Genomic DNA, 14,921 nt, shown 5'->3' with positions numbered 1-14,921 from the left:
AGCCGACAGGCTAGCTAATCTAGCTCATGAGAGCATGATTCAAATCATGGAGGTTCCTGCTTCGGCGGACCGATGTGGCCTGTAAGGAGAAATTATAAACACATGAAAGAGATTTTTGCAGAAGTACTCACCATTGGGGATGAGATATTGTACGGACAAATTTTAGATACCAATACCAAATGGATAAGCAGAGAATTGGATGATTTAGGGATTAAGGTTCGTAGAAAAACTGCGATTGCAGATAAAAAACAGGATATTCTTGATGCCTTGGATGAGTCCCTCAAACGCTCCGATATTGTTTTGATCACCGGGGGATTAGGCCCAACCAAAGACGACATTACCAAAAAGACCTTGGCAGAGTATTTTGATATGGAACTTGAACTTAACCCAAGTGCCCTTGAAGACGTGCAGGATATCTTTAGCCGATTCGGTAAAGAGGTCAACGAGATCAATAAGCAGCAAGCATTTCTACCTGTCGGGAGTAAGAAAATAAAAAACGAACGCGGTACGGCACCTGGGATGTGGTTCGAAAAGGGTAGAAAAGTCGTGGTATCTATGCCCGGCGTGCCTTTTGAGATGGAGGCTATGATGGCTAAGACTATCTTGCCCAAGCTTAAAAAACATTTTCCACTACCCGTAATCGTACATAAGGTCATTAAGACTATAGGCATCGGCGAGTCCTGGTTGGCTGAAGAAATCAGCGATTGGGAAGATAATCTACCAGAGCATATTGGCTTGGCCTATCTACCTGGTAAAAGTCAGGTACGTCTTCGGCTGACCGGAGTAGGAGCTGATAGAGAGCAACTCGAAGCTGAAATGGATAAGCAAATTGAGGAAATCTTGCCCAGGGTAAAAAAATACGTTTTTGGGTTTGGCGATATTCAGATAGAGGATGCCGTAGGGGAAATGCTAAAATCCAGAGAGTTGACTATTGCTACAGCTGAAAGTTGCACAGGAGGGTTTTTGGCGCATCGCCTGACGGCTGTTCCAGGGAGTTCAGAATACTATTGGGGTTCTATTATCTCCTACCATAATGACATAAAAAAGGGCGCACTCGATGTAGATGAAAAAACGCTGGAAGCACACGGTGCTGTCAGTGCGGAAACTGCCTCAGAAATGGCCGTTGGGATCCGTAAAAAGTTCAAAACAGACATAGGAATTTCAACAACTGGCATCGCCGGACCGGATGGCGGTACCAAAGAAAAACCTGTAGGAACAGTTTGGATGGCAATTTCCTTTGGTAAAAATGTAGAAACTCGAAAAATTCAGTTACCCGGAACAAGGATTCTCAATATAGAATACACGGCCGTTCACGCCCTTAATTTCCTGCGTCAAACCCTTGAAAAACAGTGATTTTTAGCCTCAAATCAAGTAACTTAGCGGCTGAATATACCCGAAACTGTAAGAAAATATTATGGCCCTAGTAGAAATGGTAATGCCCAAAATGGGCGAAAGTATAATGGAAGGAACCATCCTTTCATGGCTAAAAAAAGTAGGAGATACCATCGAACAAGATGAGTCAGTCTTAGAAGTAGCTACTGATAAGGTGGATACAGAGGTACCTTCTACACACGGTGGTGTTCTTAAAGAAATTCTGGCCAACGAAGGTGATGTGGTAGAAGTAGGTAAGCCCATTGCGATTATTGCAACAGACGGTGCTGACGCACCTTCTCCAGCAAAGCCTGAAGTTGAAGTGGTAGAAAAAGCCGAAGCTTTGGTGACGGAAGCTATTGCAGCAAATTCAGCCAGCTCACCGGCACCCGTTCTTGACAAACCCACTTCTGGCAGGTTCTATTCTCCTCTGGTCCTCAACATCAGTCGCGAAGAAAATATTCCAATGGCTGAACTGGAAGCACTTCCTGGAACCGGTAAAGAGGGTAGAGTGACCAAAAAAGATATTTTGGCTTATGTCAAAACAAGAAAAGCTAATGGGGCACCAGCTCCTGTAGCTACGCCGACTCAACAAAATGGCAGTGCAACTGCGAAGCCAGCAGCTCAGCCAGTCGCCGTTTCATTCTCAGGTGAAGATGAGATCATCGAAATGGACAGAATGCGTAAGATGATTGCCGAGCGCATGGTGGCTTCTAAACAGACTTCTCCGCATGTGACTTCTTTTGTAGAAGCCGATGTAACCGAAGTCGTAAAATGGAGAGGTAAGCACAAAAAAGCCTTTATGGATCGCGAAGGTCAGGCGTTGACATTCACCCCAATATTCATTGAGGCAGTGGTCAATGCAATCAGAGATTATCCGATGATCAACGTACAGGTCGATGGAAACAAAATCATCAAAAAAGGATCTATTAACGTTGGTATGGCAGTTGCTTTGCCATCAGGCAATTTGATTGTCCCCGTGATCCACAATGCGGATCAATTAAGCTTGAAGGGAATTACTCTAAAAGTAAATGACCTGGCTAGAAGAGGGCGTGATAATCAGCTCAAACCAGATGATTTGAGCGGAGGTACTTATACAGTTTCCAACGTAGGGTCGTTTGGTAATGTGATGGGTACGCCTATCATCATGCAGCCTCAAGTAGGTATTTTGGCCTTAGGTGCTATTGTGAAGAAGCCGAGTGTAATCGAAACTCCCCAAGGAGATTTGATAGGCATTCGCCATAAAATGTTCTTGTCGCACTCCTATGATCATAGAGTAGTGGATGGGGCTCTTGGAGGTATGTTTGTTAGAAGAGTAGCGGACTATCTGGAGAAGTTTGATTCTTCCAGATCCATTTAAATATTAAGAATCTGTAAAAAGAGAGAGGCTGTCATAAAATTGACAGCCTCTCTCTTTTTTTATACTCTTCTCCAATGCCCGGCTACCCAGGCTCTTCCTTTGGGCGTTTTTATCCAATGACCTGGTACCCATACCTTTCTTTTTGCAGGTTTGATTTTCTTTACAACTATTACGCTTGTGGGCGTATGATAGGCTCTCTTTCCTTGATGTGCGAAGGTGCTGCCAGCTACCAATATTCCTATTATTAAAAGTAAGATTCTCATGATAGAATGTTTTATGTTAGAAAATATTCGATCCTTAGACAGGCTTAAGGGAGAAAGGTTTAAATCAGATCATAAACAGGTTTCACCAGGAGGTATAAAGAGCGATCAGGTCATCTGTGTGGGAGTGGCTGGGTCATAGTGAACTCAAACTAAGCGTCAAGTGGCCAGCTTGGAATGATTCAGGTGCAAAATAGAAAACTACTTTCTAGCCTGGGTAAATAGTGCTTAATCAAATTGTGTTTCTACATAGTTGAATTCTATGCCTAGCAGGTCAGCATAATCTTCTCCTGCTTCCAGCATATCCTCATCCTCTTCTTCGTAGTACCAATTGATGGAAAGGTCGTAGCCGTTTTCTTTTACTATGTTTAGTTTTCTGAATATGTCAAAAAGACATTTAGACGAACTGGTGTTGAAATATTCGAATTTGAAGTTGGCGATCAGGTTTTGTTTGCCATTACGCCCGAATTCTTCTAAGTCAAGGATGAGCTGACTGTAAAATTGAATAGAGTTTTCAGGGCTTGATTTACCCCTTAGTTCTAGTAACCCACGATTCGGGTCAAAATATATTAATGGGGTAATCCTGGTTGGTCTAACGATTAATTTTTCCATAAATCCTCTATCATTTCCCGCAGACGAGCTAGCTGATTACATTTTTCGCACAATGTTATAAGTAAGTTCGCTAATATTCCGTTTGGCTCTGGTAGATAGGAAAAGGTAATTGACAATTACTTGTCAAAGAATCAACCTTTTCGCATAGTACATAAATACTTTCTCCGTCTGCTACTAACTAGTTCATATTTTAGTACAAGGCATACTTTCTACCTACCGGCTAATATATCCCTTTAGCGTCAAATTATGAATATAATTTTGAAAATGTTTAATTGGCGATGCTTATCAACTTGTTTTTTTGGATAAGTGATAATCATACGACTTTTTATTTGTCAGAATAGACCTTGACCTATCTTTGAAGGATGAGTGACAAAAATCTTTTGGTGGTTGTAGTGGGGCCTACGGCAGTCGGTAAGACGGCCGCCACAATCTCATTGGCTAAGCACTTTAATGGTGAAATTATATCATCCGATTCAAGGCAATTTTATAAAGAAATGGAAATTGGTACGGCCAAGCCCAATGATGAGGAATTGTCTCAGGTGACCCACCATTTTGTCAATAGCCACTCGATCAATGAAGATTACGATGCGAGTACATTCGCTGATGACGCTGAGGAGCTGCTGGAAAAACTGTTCCCAGTAAATAATGTCCAGTTCATGGTGGGTGGATCGGGGTTGTATATCAAGGCATTTTGTCATGGACTGGATGAAATGCCCGAAGCGAACATGCTGATAAGGCAAACACTCAACGATGAACTTGATGACAAAGGTTTGAATGTTTTGTTGAATGAACTACGTAATTCGGATCCTGTTTTTTTTGAGCAAGTAGATCGAAAAAACCCGCAGCGAGTTATTCGTGCGCTGGAAGTGATTCGAGGTTCAGGTAAGCCATATTCTGCGTTTCGGCTGGGCGAGGCTACAAGAACACATAATTTCAAAATATTGAAAATTGGTTTAGAAATGGATCGAACGGTGCTATACGAAAGAATAGATAGACGGATAGATGAAATGATAACACTGGGGCTTTTTGAAGAGGCTAAAAAGCTCTATCCACATCGAGAAATGAATGCTTTGCAAACGGTTGGATACAAAGAGATTTTTGATCATTTGGACGGTAAGTATGATAGAGAAGAAGCAGTCCGGCTACTCAAAAGGAACTCTAGACGATATGCCAAGCGACAACTGACTTGGTTCAGAAAAGATTCGGAGATTTCTTGGTTTACCCCCGATCAATTACAGGATATTGAAGCTTTGATCAATCAGAAAATTGTTTAAGGCTTTCAGTGTTTGTCTTTTTTTACCCGGTACAGCCTATTACCTTTCAAAACTATTAAAGAACCTTCGGTATATTTTTCTTAGCCGAGCATCGGTCTTATCATTAGTGATGATCAGCCCGTTGACCTCTCCAATAAAAATCTTTTCATACTTTGGATTTTGCCTGATATCGACTGAAAAGCTAGCGATCTGCTCTCTATCTTCAGGGTTAGGAAGTGCGACTCCGAGTGTATCTATTTCCAGTTTTAGAAAAAGGAGCATATCAGGTTCTACCGCTTGCTCAAAACCCCTCTTGGCCAGGGCTTCATGCAGTTTTCCTTGGACCAAAGATATTTGGCTGCTTTCACTTGGGTCAGCTTCTACACCATTGATGGTGAAGGCGGCCAGGCGATAGGTATTGAATGCTGATAGATCTGTCTGAAAGTAGTGATGTCGAAAAACCAGTTGGGAGTAGGCCAAAGAAGAGAATAGTAAACCAAGCGTCAGGCAAAAATAGAATTTTTTCATGTTCAGTAATTTTTGAAAAGAACAATTTAACTATTGAAATCCATAACGCTTTCCTTTATTTAATTACTCTTCTGAAGGTCTTAACGTTTTTTTTATAATAATCGGAGTTAAGATTGGACACAACAACGCCTTTGGAAGTAGATGCATGAATGAAGTATGTGCCCTTTTTGCTTACGGATGTTATCATTCCACTATGATACCATTTCTCTCGTTTAGATTTAAACTTGAAGAAAACGATGTCTCCGGTCTTAAGACCGGACCAGTTTACTTTCTTGCCATATTTGGATTGCGCCTGAGCAGTTCTGGGAATTTTATATCCAGCGCTGGCAAAAGAGTTTTGCACTAAAGCAGAGCAATCGATCCCCTTTTTAGATGATCCACCATATTTATAAGGAGTTCCTTTATAGCTATAAGCCGTTTGTACAACGTTCTGAATGTCTCGTTCTCTTTTTTTCTTTTTCTTTTGGGCAATTGCGGTACCTCCTGTCAGGAGGATTAGAACCAAAAAATAAATACCAATTTTGTACATAAAGGAGTTTTATAGTTCACAGCCACTAATTATGCCAAATTAGCTATGCTGCTGTTTTTAACGAGTATAGTTACATACTAATTTTACAATAATTAATTTTGTTGCAATTTTGTTGACTGCTATTATTGTAAACAGCTTTAAATATTAAAACTATGTCTTGGCAATTTGAGGAAGAAGAGCTGGTAGATGTACTGGAGGATAGTAAGGAAGAAGAAGGACGTACGCTTGTAGTTTTCAATGATGAGGTCAATTCGTTTGACCATGTTATTGATACCTTGATCAAGGTATGTAAGCATGAGCGCGTTCAGGCAGAGCAATGTACATACATTATCCATTTTAACGGTAAGTGTCAGGTGAAAAAAGGGACTTACGAGATTTTGAAGCCCATGAAAGAAGGAATCGTTGATGCCGGTATTAGCGCGGTGATAAATTAAAATACTGAATGGAATTTCCAAGTGAACTGATAGAGGAGGCTGTAAAGGAGATTTCCAAACTACCTGGCATTGGCAAGAAAACGGCACTTAGATTAGCCTTACATCTGCTTAAAGAAAGCGAGGCCAGTACAGAGAATCTTTCTGAAGCGCTATTGAGGTTGAGAAAAGAAACCAAGTATTGTGGAACCTGTCATGTTATTTCACATACGACCGATTGTACTTGTAGGACCATAAGCCGTGACCTGTCCGTAATCTGTGTGGTGGTAGATACTCCCGACCTTTTGGCCATTCGGTCCACCGGCCAATATCAAGGTATGTTTCATGTTTTAGGGGGAGTCATTTCACCGATTGAAGGAATCGGACCAGAAGATTTACATATTCAATCTTTAGTGGATCGAATAAAAGCGTCCAATGGCGAAGTGAAAGAAGTGATTTTGGCGCTCAGTGCCACCATGGAAGGAGACACCACCTGTTTTTATATTTCCAGGAAATTGGAAGAGACTGGGGTTAGCATATCTACCATTGCCAGAGGTATTCCTGTGGGAGGCGAACTAGAATACGCTGATGAGGTAACACTTGGCAGGAGCATTGTGACCCGCACGAGTTATTCGTCTCAGAATATTTAGCTTTTAGGTACTATGTGCTCCATTTTTATTCCTGTGATATTTCGAATATCGCATGATTATCGCTTGATCATTGTATTTGAAATCAGTTATTCGATATATTTTTGAACATATTTTAATACAGTTGTTAAAATTTTTAGTCTTAATGCCATGAGATTGGTCAGCAGCTTATCTAATTTTGCGGCATATTAATTTCAAGAAAATCAATCAATGGAACACTTATCAGATAGAATCAAAAACATGGCTGAGTCCGCCACCCTGGCGATGGCAGCCAAAGCCAGAGAATTCAAGGAAAAAGGAATTGATGTGATCAGTTTGAGTTTGGGTGAGCCAGACTTTAAAACACCAAAGCACATTCAGGTTGGTGCTAAGGAGGCTATTGATTCAGAAAAATATTTTGCTTATCCACCGGTCAATGGCTATGCAGATTTGCGCCAGGCAATTTCTGATAAATTTAAGAGAGAAAACGGATTGGACTATCCGGCCAATCAAATCGTAGTATCCAACGGGGCTAAGCAGTCTATTGTAAATGTCATGATGGCACTGATCAATCCGGGAGAGGAGGTGATTGTACTTTCTCCTTATTGGGTGAGCTATACTGCAGCAATCGAATTAGCAGAAGGCGTCCCCGTATTGGTAAAAGGTGGTATTGAGAATGATTTTAAGACTACAGCCGACCAGGTTAGGGCTGCTTTGACTGATAAGACCAGAGCAATTATTTTTTCATCACCATGTAATCCTACCGGCTCCGTATTTACCAAAGAAGAGTTGTCAGCCATCGCTGAGGTGGTTAAAGAAAAAGAAGGTGTGTATGTGATTTCTGATGAAATCTATGAGCATATCAATTTTTCTGGTGCTCATGCCAGTATTGGTGCACTACCTGGTATGCTTGACAGAACAATAACGATCAACGGCATGGCTAAAGGATTTGCTATGACCGGATGGAGAGTCGGTTATATAGGTGCACCTACCTGGATTGCGAAGGCGGCCAACAAAATGCAAGGGCAAGTCACTTCAGCAAACTGTAGTATTGCTCAACGTGCGACACTGACTGCTCTTACTTCGGACTTGGGACCAACCAAGGCCATGACCGAGCAGTATGGAAAAAGAAGAGCATTGGTTTATGATTTATTGAATGATATACCTGGTGTGAAGACAAATATGCCACAAGGTGCTTTTTATTTTTTCCCTGATGTAAGTAGTTACTTCGGAAAATCCAACGGTACAAAAATGATCAACAACGCAAGTGATCTTTGCTTGTACCTTCTGGAAAACGCTCATGTATCACTTGTGACTGGTGAAGCTTTTGGTGATGATGATTGTTTAAGATTGTCTTATGCCGCTTCTGAAGATAATCTAAAGGAAGCGCTTCGAAGAATTAAAGAGACACTAGCTAAGTTAAGCTAACAATATATCAACGAGGATTGCTTGTAGCAATCCTCTATTTCCTTCTCTTAATTCGACTGATTTAGTTAGTTTTATCCTCCAATGATTTCAGTCCGAATTTTTACTTTTCATTTGACTTCATCAAGCTTCCTAAAGATCCTTGCGCTTGGTTTTTTGATGTTTTGCTATTGGGGTTCTTCAGCACAGGAAGTTCCAATGGCGAAGAAGGGTGTATTGGACTTGAGAGAGTGGCAATTCCAAAAACACGAACCCATTAATTTAGCTGGAGAATGGGAGTTTTATTGGAAGAATATTTTATATCCTACTGATTTTGATTCACTTAAGGTGAAGCCCATTTATAGGGAATTTCCAAAATTGTGGAAGGGCGATGTGGTTGCTGGTGATACGATTGTACCGGAGGGCTATGCCACCCAACGTCTTCAGGTGGTCGTAAATTCGGTGACGCCTGAATTAGCCATTACTATTCCTCATTTTTACTGCTCTTATTTGTTGTTTTTGAATGGTGAGTACATCGGATCCAACGGCCAGGTAGGAACAACATCTAGGACTTCTACGCCACACTGGCAATACATGACAAGGGAATTTAAGGTGACCTCAGATACACTTGAAATTGTATTACAGATTTCGAATTTTCAACATTCAAGAGGAGGTAGCTTTTTTGACATCAAACTAGGTGAAAAGGTAAAAATGCAAACGATAGAAGGCCGTCAAAAAGCCTTCGACCTGATCATGTCGTCCAGTTTGTTTTTTATTGGCCTTTTCTTCATGGTTCTATTCTGGTTTGGAAGACATGAAAAACAAATATTATACTATTCGCTATTTTGTTTGTTTTATAGCTATCGATCTATAGGATCCGGCAGTTATACGCTTCATTCCCTGTATCCGGAATTACCTTGGCTTTTGACACTCAAGGCGGAGTATATTACCATGTTTATGGCCGGATTGTTCTTTTCCTACTATTCGTATTACCTCTACAAAAGAGAGACTTCCAGATTGTTTCTATTGCTTGTTACTGTGATTAGCGGTTCGTTCGTGCTTATCACGCTATTGTTTCCGGTAGGAATATTTACACAGCTCGTTGCTCCTTATTCGATTACAGTGCTCATCGGATTTGTGTATATGATATACACTTATGTATTGGCCGTAGTCAACAAGCGGGAGGGTTCACTGATGTCTTTAGTCAGCTCGTCGCTCTTATTTCTGGTTATGGGGGCAGTAATACTCGAACACTTTGGATTTATGAATAACTCAATGCTGTTCTATTTTGTCGGTTATCAGCAGTTCTTCTTTTTTCAATCGATTATTCTTTTTTATCGATACAATAGGAAGATAGAGGCTGCCAAGGAAAAAGCCGAATCTGCGGCTCGGTCACAATCAGACTTCCTATCCATGATTTCGCACGAGATCAGAACTCCATTAAATGCTGTCATTGGGCTGACCAATTATCTTATCGGGGATAAGCCTAAAAAGCAGCATGTGGATGATCTTAAGACATTGAAGTTTTCTGCTGAGCATTTGCATGTATTGATCAACGATGTGCTCGACTATAGCAAGCTTGATGCAGGCAAGATTGAATTTGAAGAGGTGGATGTTGATGTGTTGGAAATGGCTAAAAATATTGTCAAGGGGTTTGACAATAAGGCAAAAGAGAAAGATATCTATCTCAGTTTTATTCACGACGAGGACATTCCGAGTTTTATTGTTTGCGATGGTTTGCGATTGAGCCAAATCCTGACCAACCTGTTAGGCAATGCGATTAAGTTCACTGATGAAGGTGGGGTAACCTTAAGCATGAATACCGTCATGCTAACCAAAAAACGTGTTTCAATTAAGTTTTCAGTGGAGGACTCTGGCATAGGTATTCCGAAAGATAAACTCAAAACTATTTTTGATAGTTTTTCTCAGGCTTCGACCTCCACAACACGTGAATATGGAGGAACCGGTCTTGGTTTGTCTATTACCAAAAGAATTTTGGATTTGCAGAATACTAAGATTAATGTATTCAGCGTCGAAAATCAGGGCTCAAGATTCTACTTTACCCAAACGTTTGCTATCAGCGACAGTCAGGAAAAAGTGATAGAAAAAGCATCAGAATTGCACAATGAATTGGAAGGAAAGAGGATTCTCTTGGTAGAGGACAACCCGGTGAATGTAATGGTAGCCAAGAAATTCTTGTCGCGATGGGATATTGCTGTAGATGTTGCTGAAAACGGAAGGGAGGCCTTAGAGAAAACAGCTATTGAATCTTATGATCTCATTCTAATGGATTTGCAAATGCCTGAAATGGATGGGTATACGGCCTCGGAGGAACTTCGAAAGCGTGGTTACACTGTACCTATTCTGGCATTGACTGCTTCTGTCATGTTGGATGTTGGCGACCGGGTATTCAAATCGGGTATGAATGATTTTATTACCAAACCGTTTGACCCGGATGATTTGTACAACAAAATCAGATCACATATTGAGAAACAGGAGGCCTCAGAAAAAGAGGTTGACTAAGCTCGCCAGTTTTTAACGGTCTCAATAAATACCTTCACTTTTTCAGGACTGATATCCGGATAAACGCCATGGCCCAGGTTTGCGATGTGGCGATGGCCCCCAAACTCTTCCAGCATTTGAATCGTTTGTCTTTCGATTTCATCATCCGAACCGTATAGCACGCAGGGGTCCAGGTTTCCTTGCAGCGTTTTGCTGTCACCAAGTAGCCTTCTGGAAGCCGATACAGCCATGTTCCAATCCAGGCCAATGGTTTCGCAGTTAAGCGTACCCATTTTCTTTCTGGCGAAATAAGCACCTTTTGCAAACACGGTTACCGGAACCATGTCTATGGCATCACATATTTTGGAAATGTATTTTAGGCCAAATTCCTCATACTGATCAGGTGATAAAATGCCAGCCCAGGAATCAAAAATTTGAACAAGATCTGCACCACATTTAATCTGCATTTGCAGGTATTTGATGGTGCTATCAGTAATCATATCCAGCAATTGGTGCGAGAGTGCAGGTTCCGTATAGAGCATCTTCTTTGCCTTAGAAAAGGTTTTGCTTCCGGACCCTTCGACCATATAGGAGAAAATTGTCCAGGGAGCTCCTGCAAAACCGATCAAAGGTACTCGGCCATCTAATTCTTTTTTGGTGATTTTGATAGCTTCTGCTACGTAGTTCAGATCAACCTCGGGATCAGCAATTCTTATTTTTTTCAGATCTGATTCTGACTGAATGGTGTTTTCGAACCATGGACCTTTTTTCTCGATCATTTGGTAAGGCAGTCCCATGGCTTCGGGGATGACCAATATATCAGAAAAGATAATAGCCGCATCTACGCCTAAAATATCTACCGGTTGCAGCGTGACCTCTGCGGCCAGTTCCGGTGTAGTGGCCAGCTCTATGAAACCACTCACACTTTCTCGTACCTTACGATACTCAGGAAGTATCCGGCCTGCCTGGCGCATCAGCCATACGGGTACTCTTTCGGTTTCTTCTCCTCTGGCAGCTCTTAAAAGCAGATCATTTTGTAGTATCATGGGGCACATTAATTATCCGGCCGCAAAGATAATAGGGGATACGAGAAATGAGATTGAAGTAAGGAGAAATTGAGTGCCAATCAGGCATATTCTGAACTGGCAATTCTTAATAGTTTTGAAGTATGGGTACATCTGATGAAACGTCCCTCAATGCTAATCAGCTTTTCCTCCTTAAAATCTTTGAGTAATCGTCCTAAACTTTCACGGGCCGTTCCGATGAGGTTGGCCAAGTCCTCCCTGGGCAATTGAATCTCTTCCTTGTAATACTTTTCATTTAGAATGAGTAGCCATAGAGCCAGGCGCTCTCTCAACGGCTTTTGCGCCAGGACAGTGATGGTGTTGACCAATACTCCAAATTCGTGGCTCATGTTTTGAATCAGTAGTTGTTTGAGTTGTGGAATGTCATCCACGAGACGGTCAAAATTGGTTTTGCTTATAAAATCAATTTCGCAATCTTCCAGAGCCTCGCAGGAATCCTCGTAGCTTTCGTTGCACAACAGGGCATGGTAGCCCAAAAGATCTCCTTCCTTGTATACATAGAATATCTGATCTTTTCCATCTAAACCTGTTTTGAAGATTTTGGCCCTGCCCTTTTTAATCAGAAATGTCCCTGTTGGGATGCCCTGTTCGTAGAAAATCAGTTTGCCCTTTTTGAACTTCAAATGTTCTGACTTGGCTGATATGATCGAACGACTTTTTTCAGACAAAGAGGATAGGATCTTGTTGCTTTCAAAGTCAAATTTTTTCAGGTCTATTTTCATTTATTAACTCACGTGTTACGTAAAAATGTAACAATTATCACACATTAACTGTACGAATGTTCTATTTTTTAAATATTAGTCCCTCTTACTTTGTGTCATGATTCGTCAGAAACACTTATTGACTTTCATTGCATTGCTGGTCTTTTCAGCAATGACCTTCAACGATACGCAATTTATCTTCGTTGATCATGAGGAATGGATTGAGGCCAGAGAAGTTGAAAAAGAGGAAGAAGTCAAAGAAGGCGAAGAATCTGAGAAGTCAGAGTTAAAATATCTTTTCTCGGGAGGATCAGATTTCATTTCCTCTTCATGGCATCCTGAGTTTTCAAATTATTGGCAGGTGCTGCGAGATGGGAAAAGTCTAAACTCTTTAGATTTTACTCATACCAAAGTCCCACTTTTTATCATGTACTGTGCACTGAAGTTGTATGTGAGCTAGTCGTTAGTACCCGTTTTACACATTTTTCGAGAATCCATTCTTCACAGGCCTGACCGGGCCTGGGCATTGTGCTATTCTCCATATTCTAACGATTAAACATATTATCATGATAAAGGAACGTTTTTACGAATCCATCAAATACATTAAAAGAGATGCCCTTGCCGGAACTGTCGCTGGTGTCATGGCTGTGCCATTGACTGTGGGTATATGTCTCATGTCCGAATACCCCGTGATGACTGGGCTTTACACTGTGATTTTTGCAGGGTTAGTGAGTTTTATTACCTACCTGTTCAAGCCAGGCAACTATACCGGAATGCCGGGAGTAGCGGCAGGGCTGGCTCCGGCACTGGCGCTGGGCATTCATACTTTCGGTATCGAAAATATGCCCTTCGTGATCATGCTGACGGCCGTCTTTCAAGCCATTGTATGGAAGTATCGCCTTGAGCGATATATCCTGAGAATCGTACCACATTATTTGGTGGAGGGGTTGCTGGCAGGCGTAGGGCTGAAAATTGCCATGAAGTTTGTACCCTTTCTCTATGACATAGAACATGAGACGGAGGTATGGCTCAATTATGAGCGGGAAGTGATTTTAGCTCTGAGTCTGGTTTCCTTTGTTTCGTTTGTGCTGCTATACAAATACTACAAAAAGAAAATGCCGGCCCTGCCGTATTTTGTGATCATGGCAACAAGTTTCGTGCTGAGCTTTTTTATGCCATTGCCTCGAATTAGTATTGATGCCGTTCCGTTTGAATTGTCTCTCCCGCTTCCTCATTTTGGACATTTGAATTTACCCGCAATGCTGCTTTTGGCCGCTAAAATGATTGGCTATGCGATGATGTTGGGAACGATTGATGTGATCGAACAGGTGATGAGTAATGTGGCCATAGAGAAAATGGATCCGATGAAAAGAAAGGCAGATTCTAACAACAGTCTTTTGGCCATTTGGATTGCGAATTTGGGTGCTACTTTCTTTGGTGGGATGACCAACCTGGATGGGCTGGCGAAAAGTACGACCAATACTGTGGCTGGGGCAGTCACCAAACTATCGAATCTATTTACCGCCTTGGTGATTTTATTGGTGGTTCTGTTTCCTGTGGTATTGGAGCATATGCCTGAATATGCATTAGGTATCATCATGGTTTATTCTGGCTTCAAAATGATCGCGAATATTGCGCATGTTCGTTCCGAAGGACGTTATGCCCTAATCATGGCGGGTATCTGTGGCTTGCTTGTATTTGAGCTGGGGATTTTTGAAGGGTTACTCATTTTATTAGCTGTGCATGCGATCATTCAATTCATTTTCATGAAAAGAATGGGTAAAACCAATGTCGAAGTTGTGGAAACTTTCAGAGATACCTTCCGACTAGAGGGTGATCGCAAATCCATCGAACGAGAAGACCAAATTCAAGAACCTAGTGTGCCGGTACTAGATAAATGGGTAGCTGCAGTAAATGCACATGACCCCAATGGACTCGCCAGACTCTATGCCGATGAGGCCATAATGATTCCTGCATTCTCAACGAGAGTAAGGAGAAGCAAAGATCAGATCAAAGACCTGTATCGGGATTTGTTTGAAAAAGACGGACTGGAGGTGGTGCCCTATCAGGTCTCTACGCAAAAGATTAACGGGCTTAAAGTGGACAGTGGGCAGTACAAAATGAAATGGAATGCTCAGGGTTTTGAAGAAGGGAAGAATCTCCGGTTTTCATTTGTCATCCAGGATGGAAAGGTTATCAGTCATCACTCCAGCATGGAGCCTGGCGAGGAGGTGACTATTTCGCATCCTGAGGCCTATGACGCTGATTTTGTAGAGTAGC

The 14,921-nt window shown here is 41.6% G+C and carries 15 protein-coding genes; 9 read left to right on the top strand and 6 right to left on the bottom strand.

All coding sequences use genetic code 11. The features are described 5' to 3' along the window. Positions 1-102: 102 nt before the first annotated feature. Both ABJD64_RS12440 and ABJD64_RS12435 read left to right on the top strand, forming a co-directional pair. Positions 103-1,353 (top strand): competence/damage-inducible protein A, encoded by a 1,251-nt coding sequence (locus tag ABJD64_RS12440; protein ID WP_348179207.1) that lies wholly within the window; start codon positions 103-105, stop codon positions 1,351-1,353. 61 nt (positions 1,354-1,414) lie between these two features. Then, positions 1,415-2,731 (top strand): dihydrolipoamide acetyltransferase family protein, encoded by a 1,317-nt coding sequence (locus ABJD64_RS12435; RefSeq protein ID WP_348179206.1) that lies wholly within the window; start codon positions 1,415-1,417, stop codon positions 2,729-2,731. Between the two features lie 59 nt (positions 2,732-2,790). On the opposite strand, the gene ABJD64_RS12430 is transcribed toward ABJD64_RS12435, so the two are convergent. Together ABJD64_RS12430 and ABJD64_RS12425 are read right to left on the bottom strand one after the other, a co-directional pair. Further along, positions 2,791-2,994 carry a hypothetical protein gene (locus tag ABJD64_RS12430; RefSeq protein ID WP_348179205.1) on the bottom strand — a complete coding sequence of 68 codons (204 nt, stop codon included), beginning with the start codon at positions 2,992-2,994 and terminating at the stop codon, positions 2,791-2,793. Between the two features lie 225 nt (positions 2,995-3,219). After that, positions 3,220-3,603, bottom strand: coding sequence for a DUF1987 domain-containing protein (locus ABJD64_RS12425; RefSeq protein WP_348179204.1), 384 nt, complete (start codon positions 3,601-3,603; stop codon positions 3,220-3,222). Positions 3,604-3,965: 362 nt separating this feature from the next. On the opposite strand from ABJD64_RS12425, the gene miaA reads away from it, so the two are divergent. Further along, entirely contained in the window at positions 3,966-4,877 is a 912-nt protein-coding gene (gene miaA / locus ABJD64_RS12420; protein WP_348179203.1) for a tRNA (adenosine(37)-N6)-dimethylallyltransferase MiaA, read from the top strand. A gap of 39 nt (positions 4,878-4,916) precedes the next feature. On the opposite strand, the gene ABJD64_RS12415 is transcribed toward miaA, so the two are convergent. Next, positions 4,917-5,384 (bottom strand): hypothetical protein, encoded by a 468-nt coding sequence (locus ABJD64_RS12415; protein ID WP_348179202.1) that lies wholly within the window; start codon positions 5,382-5,384, stop codon positions 4,917-4,919. Positions 5,385-5,439: 55 nt separating this feature from the next. Further along, a complete protein-coding gene (locus ABJD64_RS12410; protein WP_348179201.1) occupies positions 5,440-5,913 on the bottom strand; it encodes an NlpC/P60 family protein in 474 nt (157 codons plus the stop codon). Between the two features lie 152 nt (positions 5,914-6,065). On the opposite strand from ABJD64_RS12410, the gene ABJD64_RS12405 reads away from it, so the two are divergent. The 4 genes from ABJD64_RS12405 to ABJD64_RS12390 all read left to right on the top strand — a co-directional run bounded on the left by ABJD64_RS12405 (position 6,066) and on the right by ABJD64_RS12390 (position 10,876). Continuing rightward, complete coding sequence (locus tag ABJD64_RS12405; protein ID WP_348179200.1) at positions 6,066-6,347, top strand: ATP-dependent Clp protease adaptor ClpS; 282 nt, start codon at positions 6,066-6,068, stop codon at positions 6,345-6,347. An 8-nt stretch (positions 6,348-6,355) separates the two neighbouring features. Next, complete coding sequence (gene recR / locus ABJD64_RS12400) at positions 6,356-6,973, top strand: recombination mediator RecR (protein ID WP_348179199.1); 618 nt, start codon at positions 6,356-6,358, stop codon at positions 6,971-6,973. A gap of 207 nt (positions 6,974-7,180) precedes the next feature. Beyond that, positions 7,181-8,377: a pyridoxal phosphate-dependent aminotransferase gene (locus tag ABJD64_RS12395; protein ID WP_348179198.1), complete on the top strand. Its 1,197-nt coding sequence runs from the start codon at positions 7,181-7,183 to the stop codon at positions 8,375-8,377. 81 nt (positions 8,378-8,458) lie between these two features. Continuing rightward, positions 8,459-10,876 carry a response regulator gene (locus tag ABJD64_RS12390; RefSeq protein ID WP_348179197.1) on the top strand — a complete coding sequence of 806 codons (2,418 nt, stop codon included), beginning with the start codon at positions 8,459-8,461 and terminating at the stop codon, positions 10,874-10,876. Here the strand turns inward: ABJD64_RS12390 and hemE are convergent. Both hemE and ABJD64_RS12380 read right to left on the bottom strand, forming a co-directional pair. Further along, positions 10,873-11,901 carry a uroporphyrinogen decarboxylase gene (gene hemE, locus ABJD64_RS12385; RefSeq protein ID WP_348179196.1) on the bottom strand — a complete coding sequence of 343 codons (1,029 nt, stop codon included), beginning with the start codon at positions 11,899-11,901 and terminating at the stop codon, positions 10,873-10,875. The genes ABJD64_RS12390 and hemE overlap by 4 nt on opposite strands. A gap of 80 nt (positions 11,902-11,981) precedes the next feature. Then, positions 11,982-12,662, bottom strand: a complete 681-nt coding sequence (locus ABJD64_RS12380) for a Crp/Fnr family transcriptional regulator (RefSeq protein ID WP_348179195.1) — start codon at positions 12,660-12,662, stop codon at positions 11,982-11,984. 97 nt (positions 12,663-12,759) lie between these two features. On the opposite strand from ABJD64_RS12380, the gene ABJD64_RS12375 reads away from it, so the two are divergent. Continuing rightward, positions 12,760-13,101, top strand: coding sequence for a hypothetical protein (locus ABJD64_RS12375; protein ID WP_348179194.1), 342 nt, complete (start codon positions 12,760-12,762; stop codon positions 13,099-13,101). 106 nt (positions 13,102-13,207) lie between these two features. Next, positions 13,208-14,920: a SulP family inorganic anion transporter gene (locus ABJD64_RS12370; RefSeq protein ID WP_348179193.1), complete on the top strand. Its 1,713-nt coding sequence runs from the start codon at positions 13,208-13,210 to the stop codon at positions 14,918-14,920. Position 14,921 lies beyond the last annotated feature (1 nt).

The organism is Reichenbachiella sp. (assembly GCF_039944555.1).
Taxonomy (GTDB): domain Bacteria; phylum Bacteroidota; class Bacteroidia; order Cytophagales; family Cyclobacteriaceae; genus Reichenbachiella.
The sequence above is the reverse complement of the archived record's forward strand: the minus strand, read 5'-3'. Positions and strand labels throughout refer to the sequence as shown.

Coding starts and splice junctions, on each gene's coding strand:
- ABJD64_RS12390 (WP_348179197.1), top strand. CDS start 8,459: ATGATTTCAGTCCGAATTTTTACTTTTCATTTGACTTCATCAAGCTTC.
- hemE (WP_348179196.1), bottom strand. CDS start 11,901: ATGATACTACAAAATGATCTGCTTTTAAGAGCTGCCAGAGGAGAAGAA.
- ABJD64_RS12395 (WP_348179198.1), top strand. CDS start 7,181: ATGGAACACTTATCAGATAGAATCAAAAACATGGCTGAGTCCGCCACC.
- ABJD64_RS12435 (WP_348179206.1), top strand. CDS start 1,415: ATGGCCCTAGTAGAAATGGTAATGCCCAAAATGGGCGAAAGTATAATG.
- ABJD64_RS12380 (WP_348179195.1), bottom strand. CDS start 12,662: ATGAAAATAGACCTGAAAAAATTTGACTTTGAAAGCAACAAGATCCTA.
- ABJD64_RS12370 (WP_348179193.1), top strand. CDS start 13,208: ATGATAAAGGAACGTTTTTACGAATCCATCAAATACATTAAAAGAGAT.
- miaA (WP_348179203.1), top strand. CDS start 3,966: ATGAGTGACAAAAATCTTTTGGTGGTTGTAGTGGGGCCTACGGCAGTC.
- ABJD64_RS12425 (WP_348179204.1), bottom strand. CDS start 3,603: ATGGAAAAATTAATCGTTAGACCAACCAGGATTACCCCATTAATATAT.
- ABJD64_RS12375 (WP_348179194.1), top strand. CDS start 12,760: ATGATTCGTCAGAAACACTTATTGACTTTCATTGCATTGCTGGTCTTT.
- ABJD64_RS12415 (WP_348179202.1), bottom strand. CDS start 5,384: ATGAAAAAATTCTATTTTTGCCTGACGCTTGGTTTACTATTCTCTTCT.
- ABJD64_RS12405 (WP_348179200.1), top strand. CDS start 6,066: ATGTCTTGGCAATTTGAGGAAGAAGAGCTGGTAGATGTACTGGAGGAT.
- ABJD64_RS12410 (WP_348179201.1), bottom strand. CDS start 5,913: ATGTACAAAATTGGTATTTATTTTTTGGTTCTAATCCTCCTGACAGGA.
- recR (WP_348179199.1), top strand. CDS start 6,356: ATGGAATTTCCAAGTGAACTGATAGAGGAGGCTGTAAAGGAGATTTCC.
- ABJD64_RS12440 (WP_348179207.1), top strand. CDS start 103: ATGAAAGAGATTTTTGCAGAAGTACTCACCATTGGGGATGAGATATTG.
- ABJD64_RS12430 (WP_348179205.1), bottom strand. CDS start 2,994: ATGAGAATCTTACTTTTAATAATAGGAATATTGGTAGCTGGCAGCACC.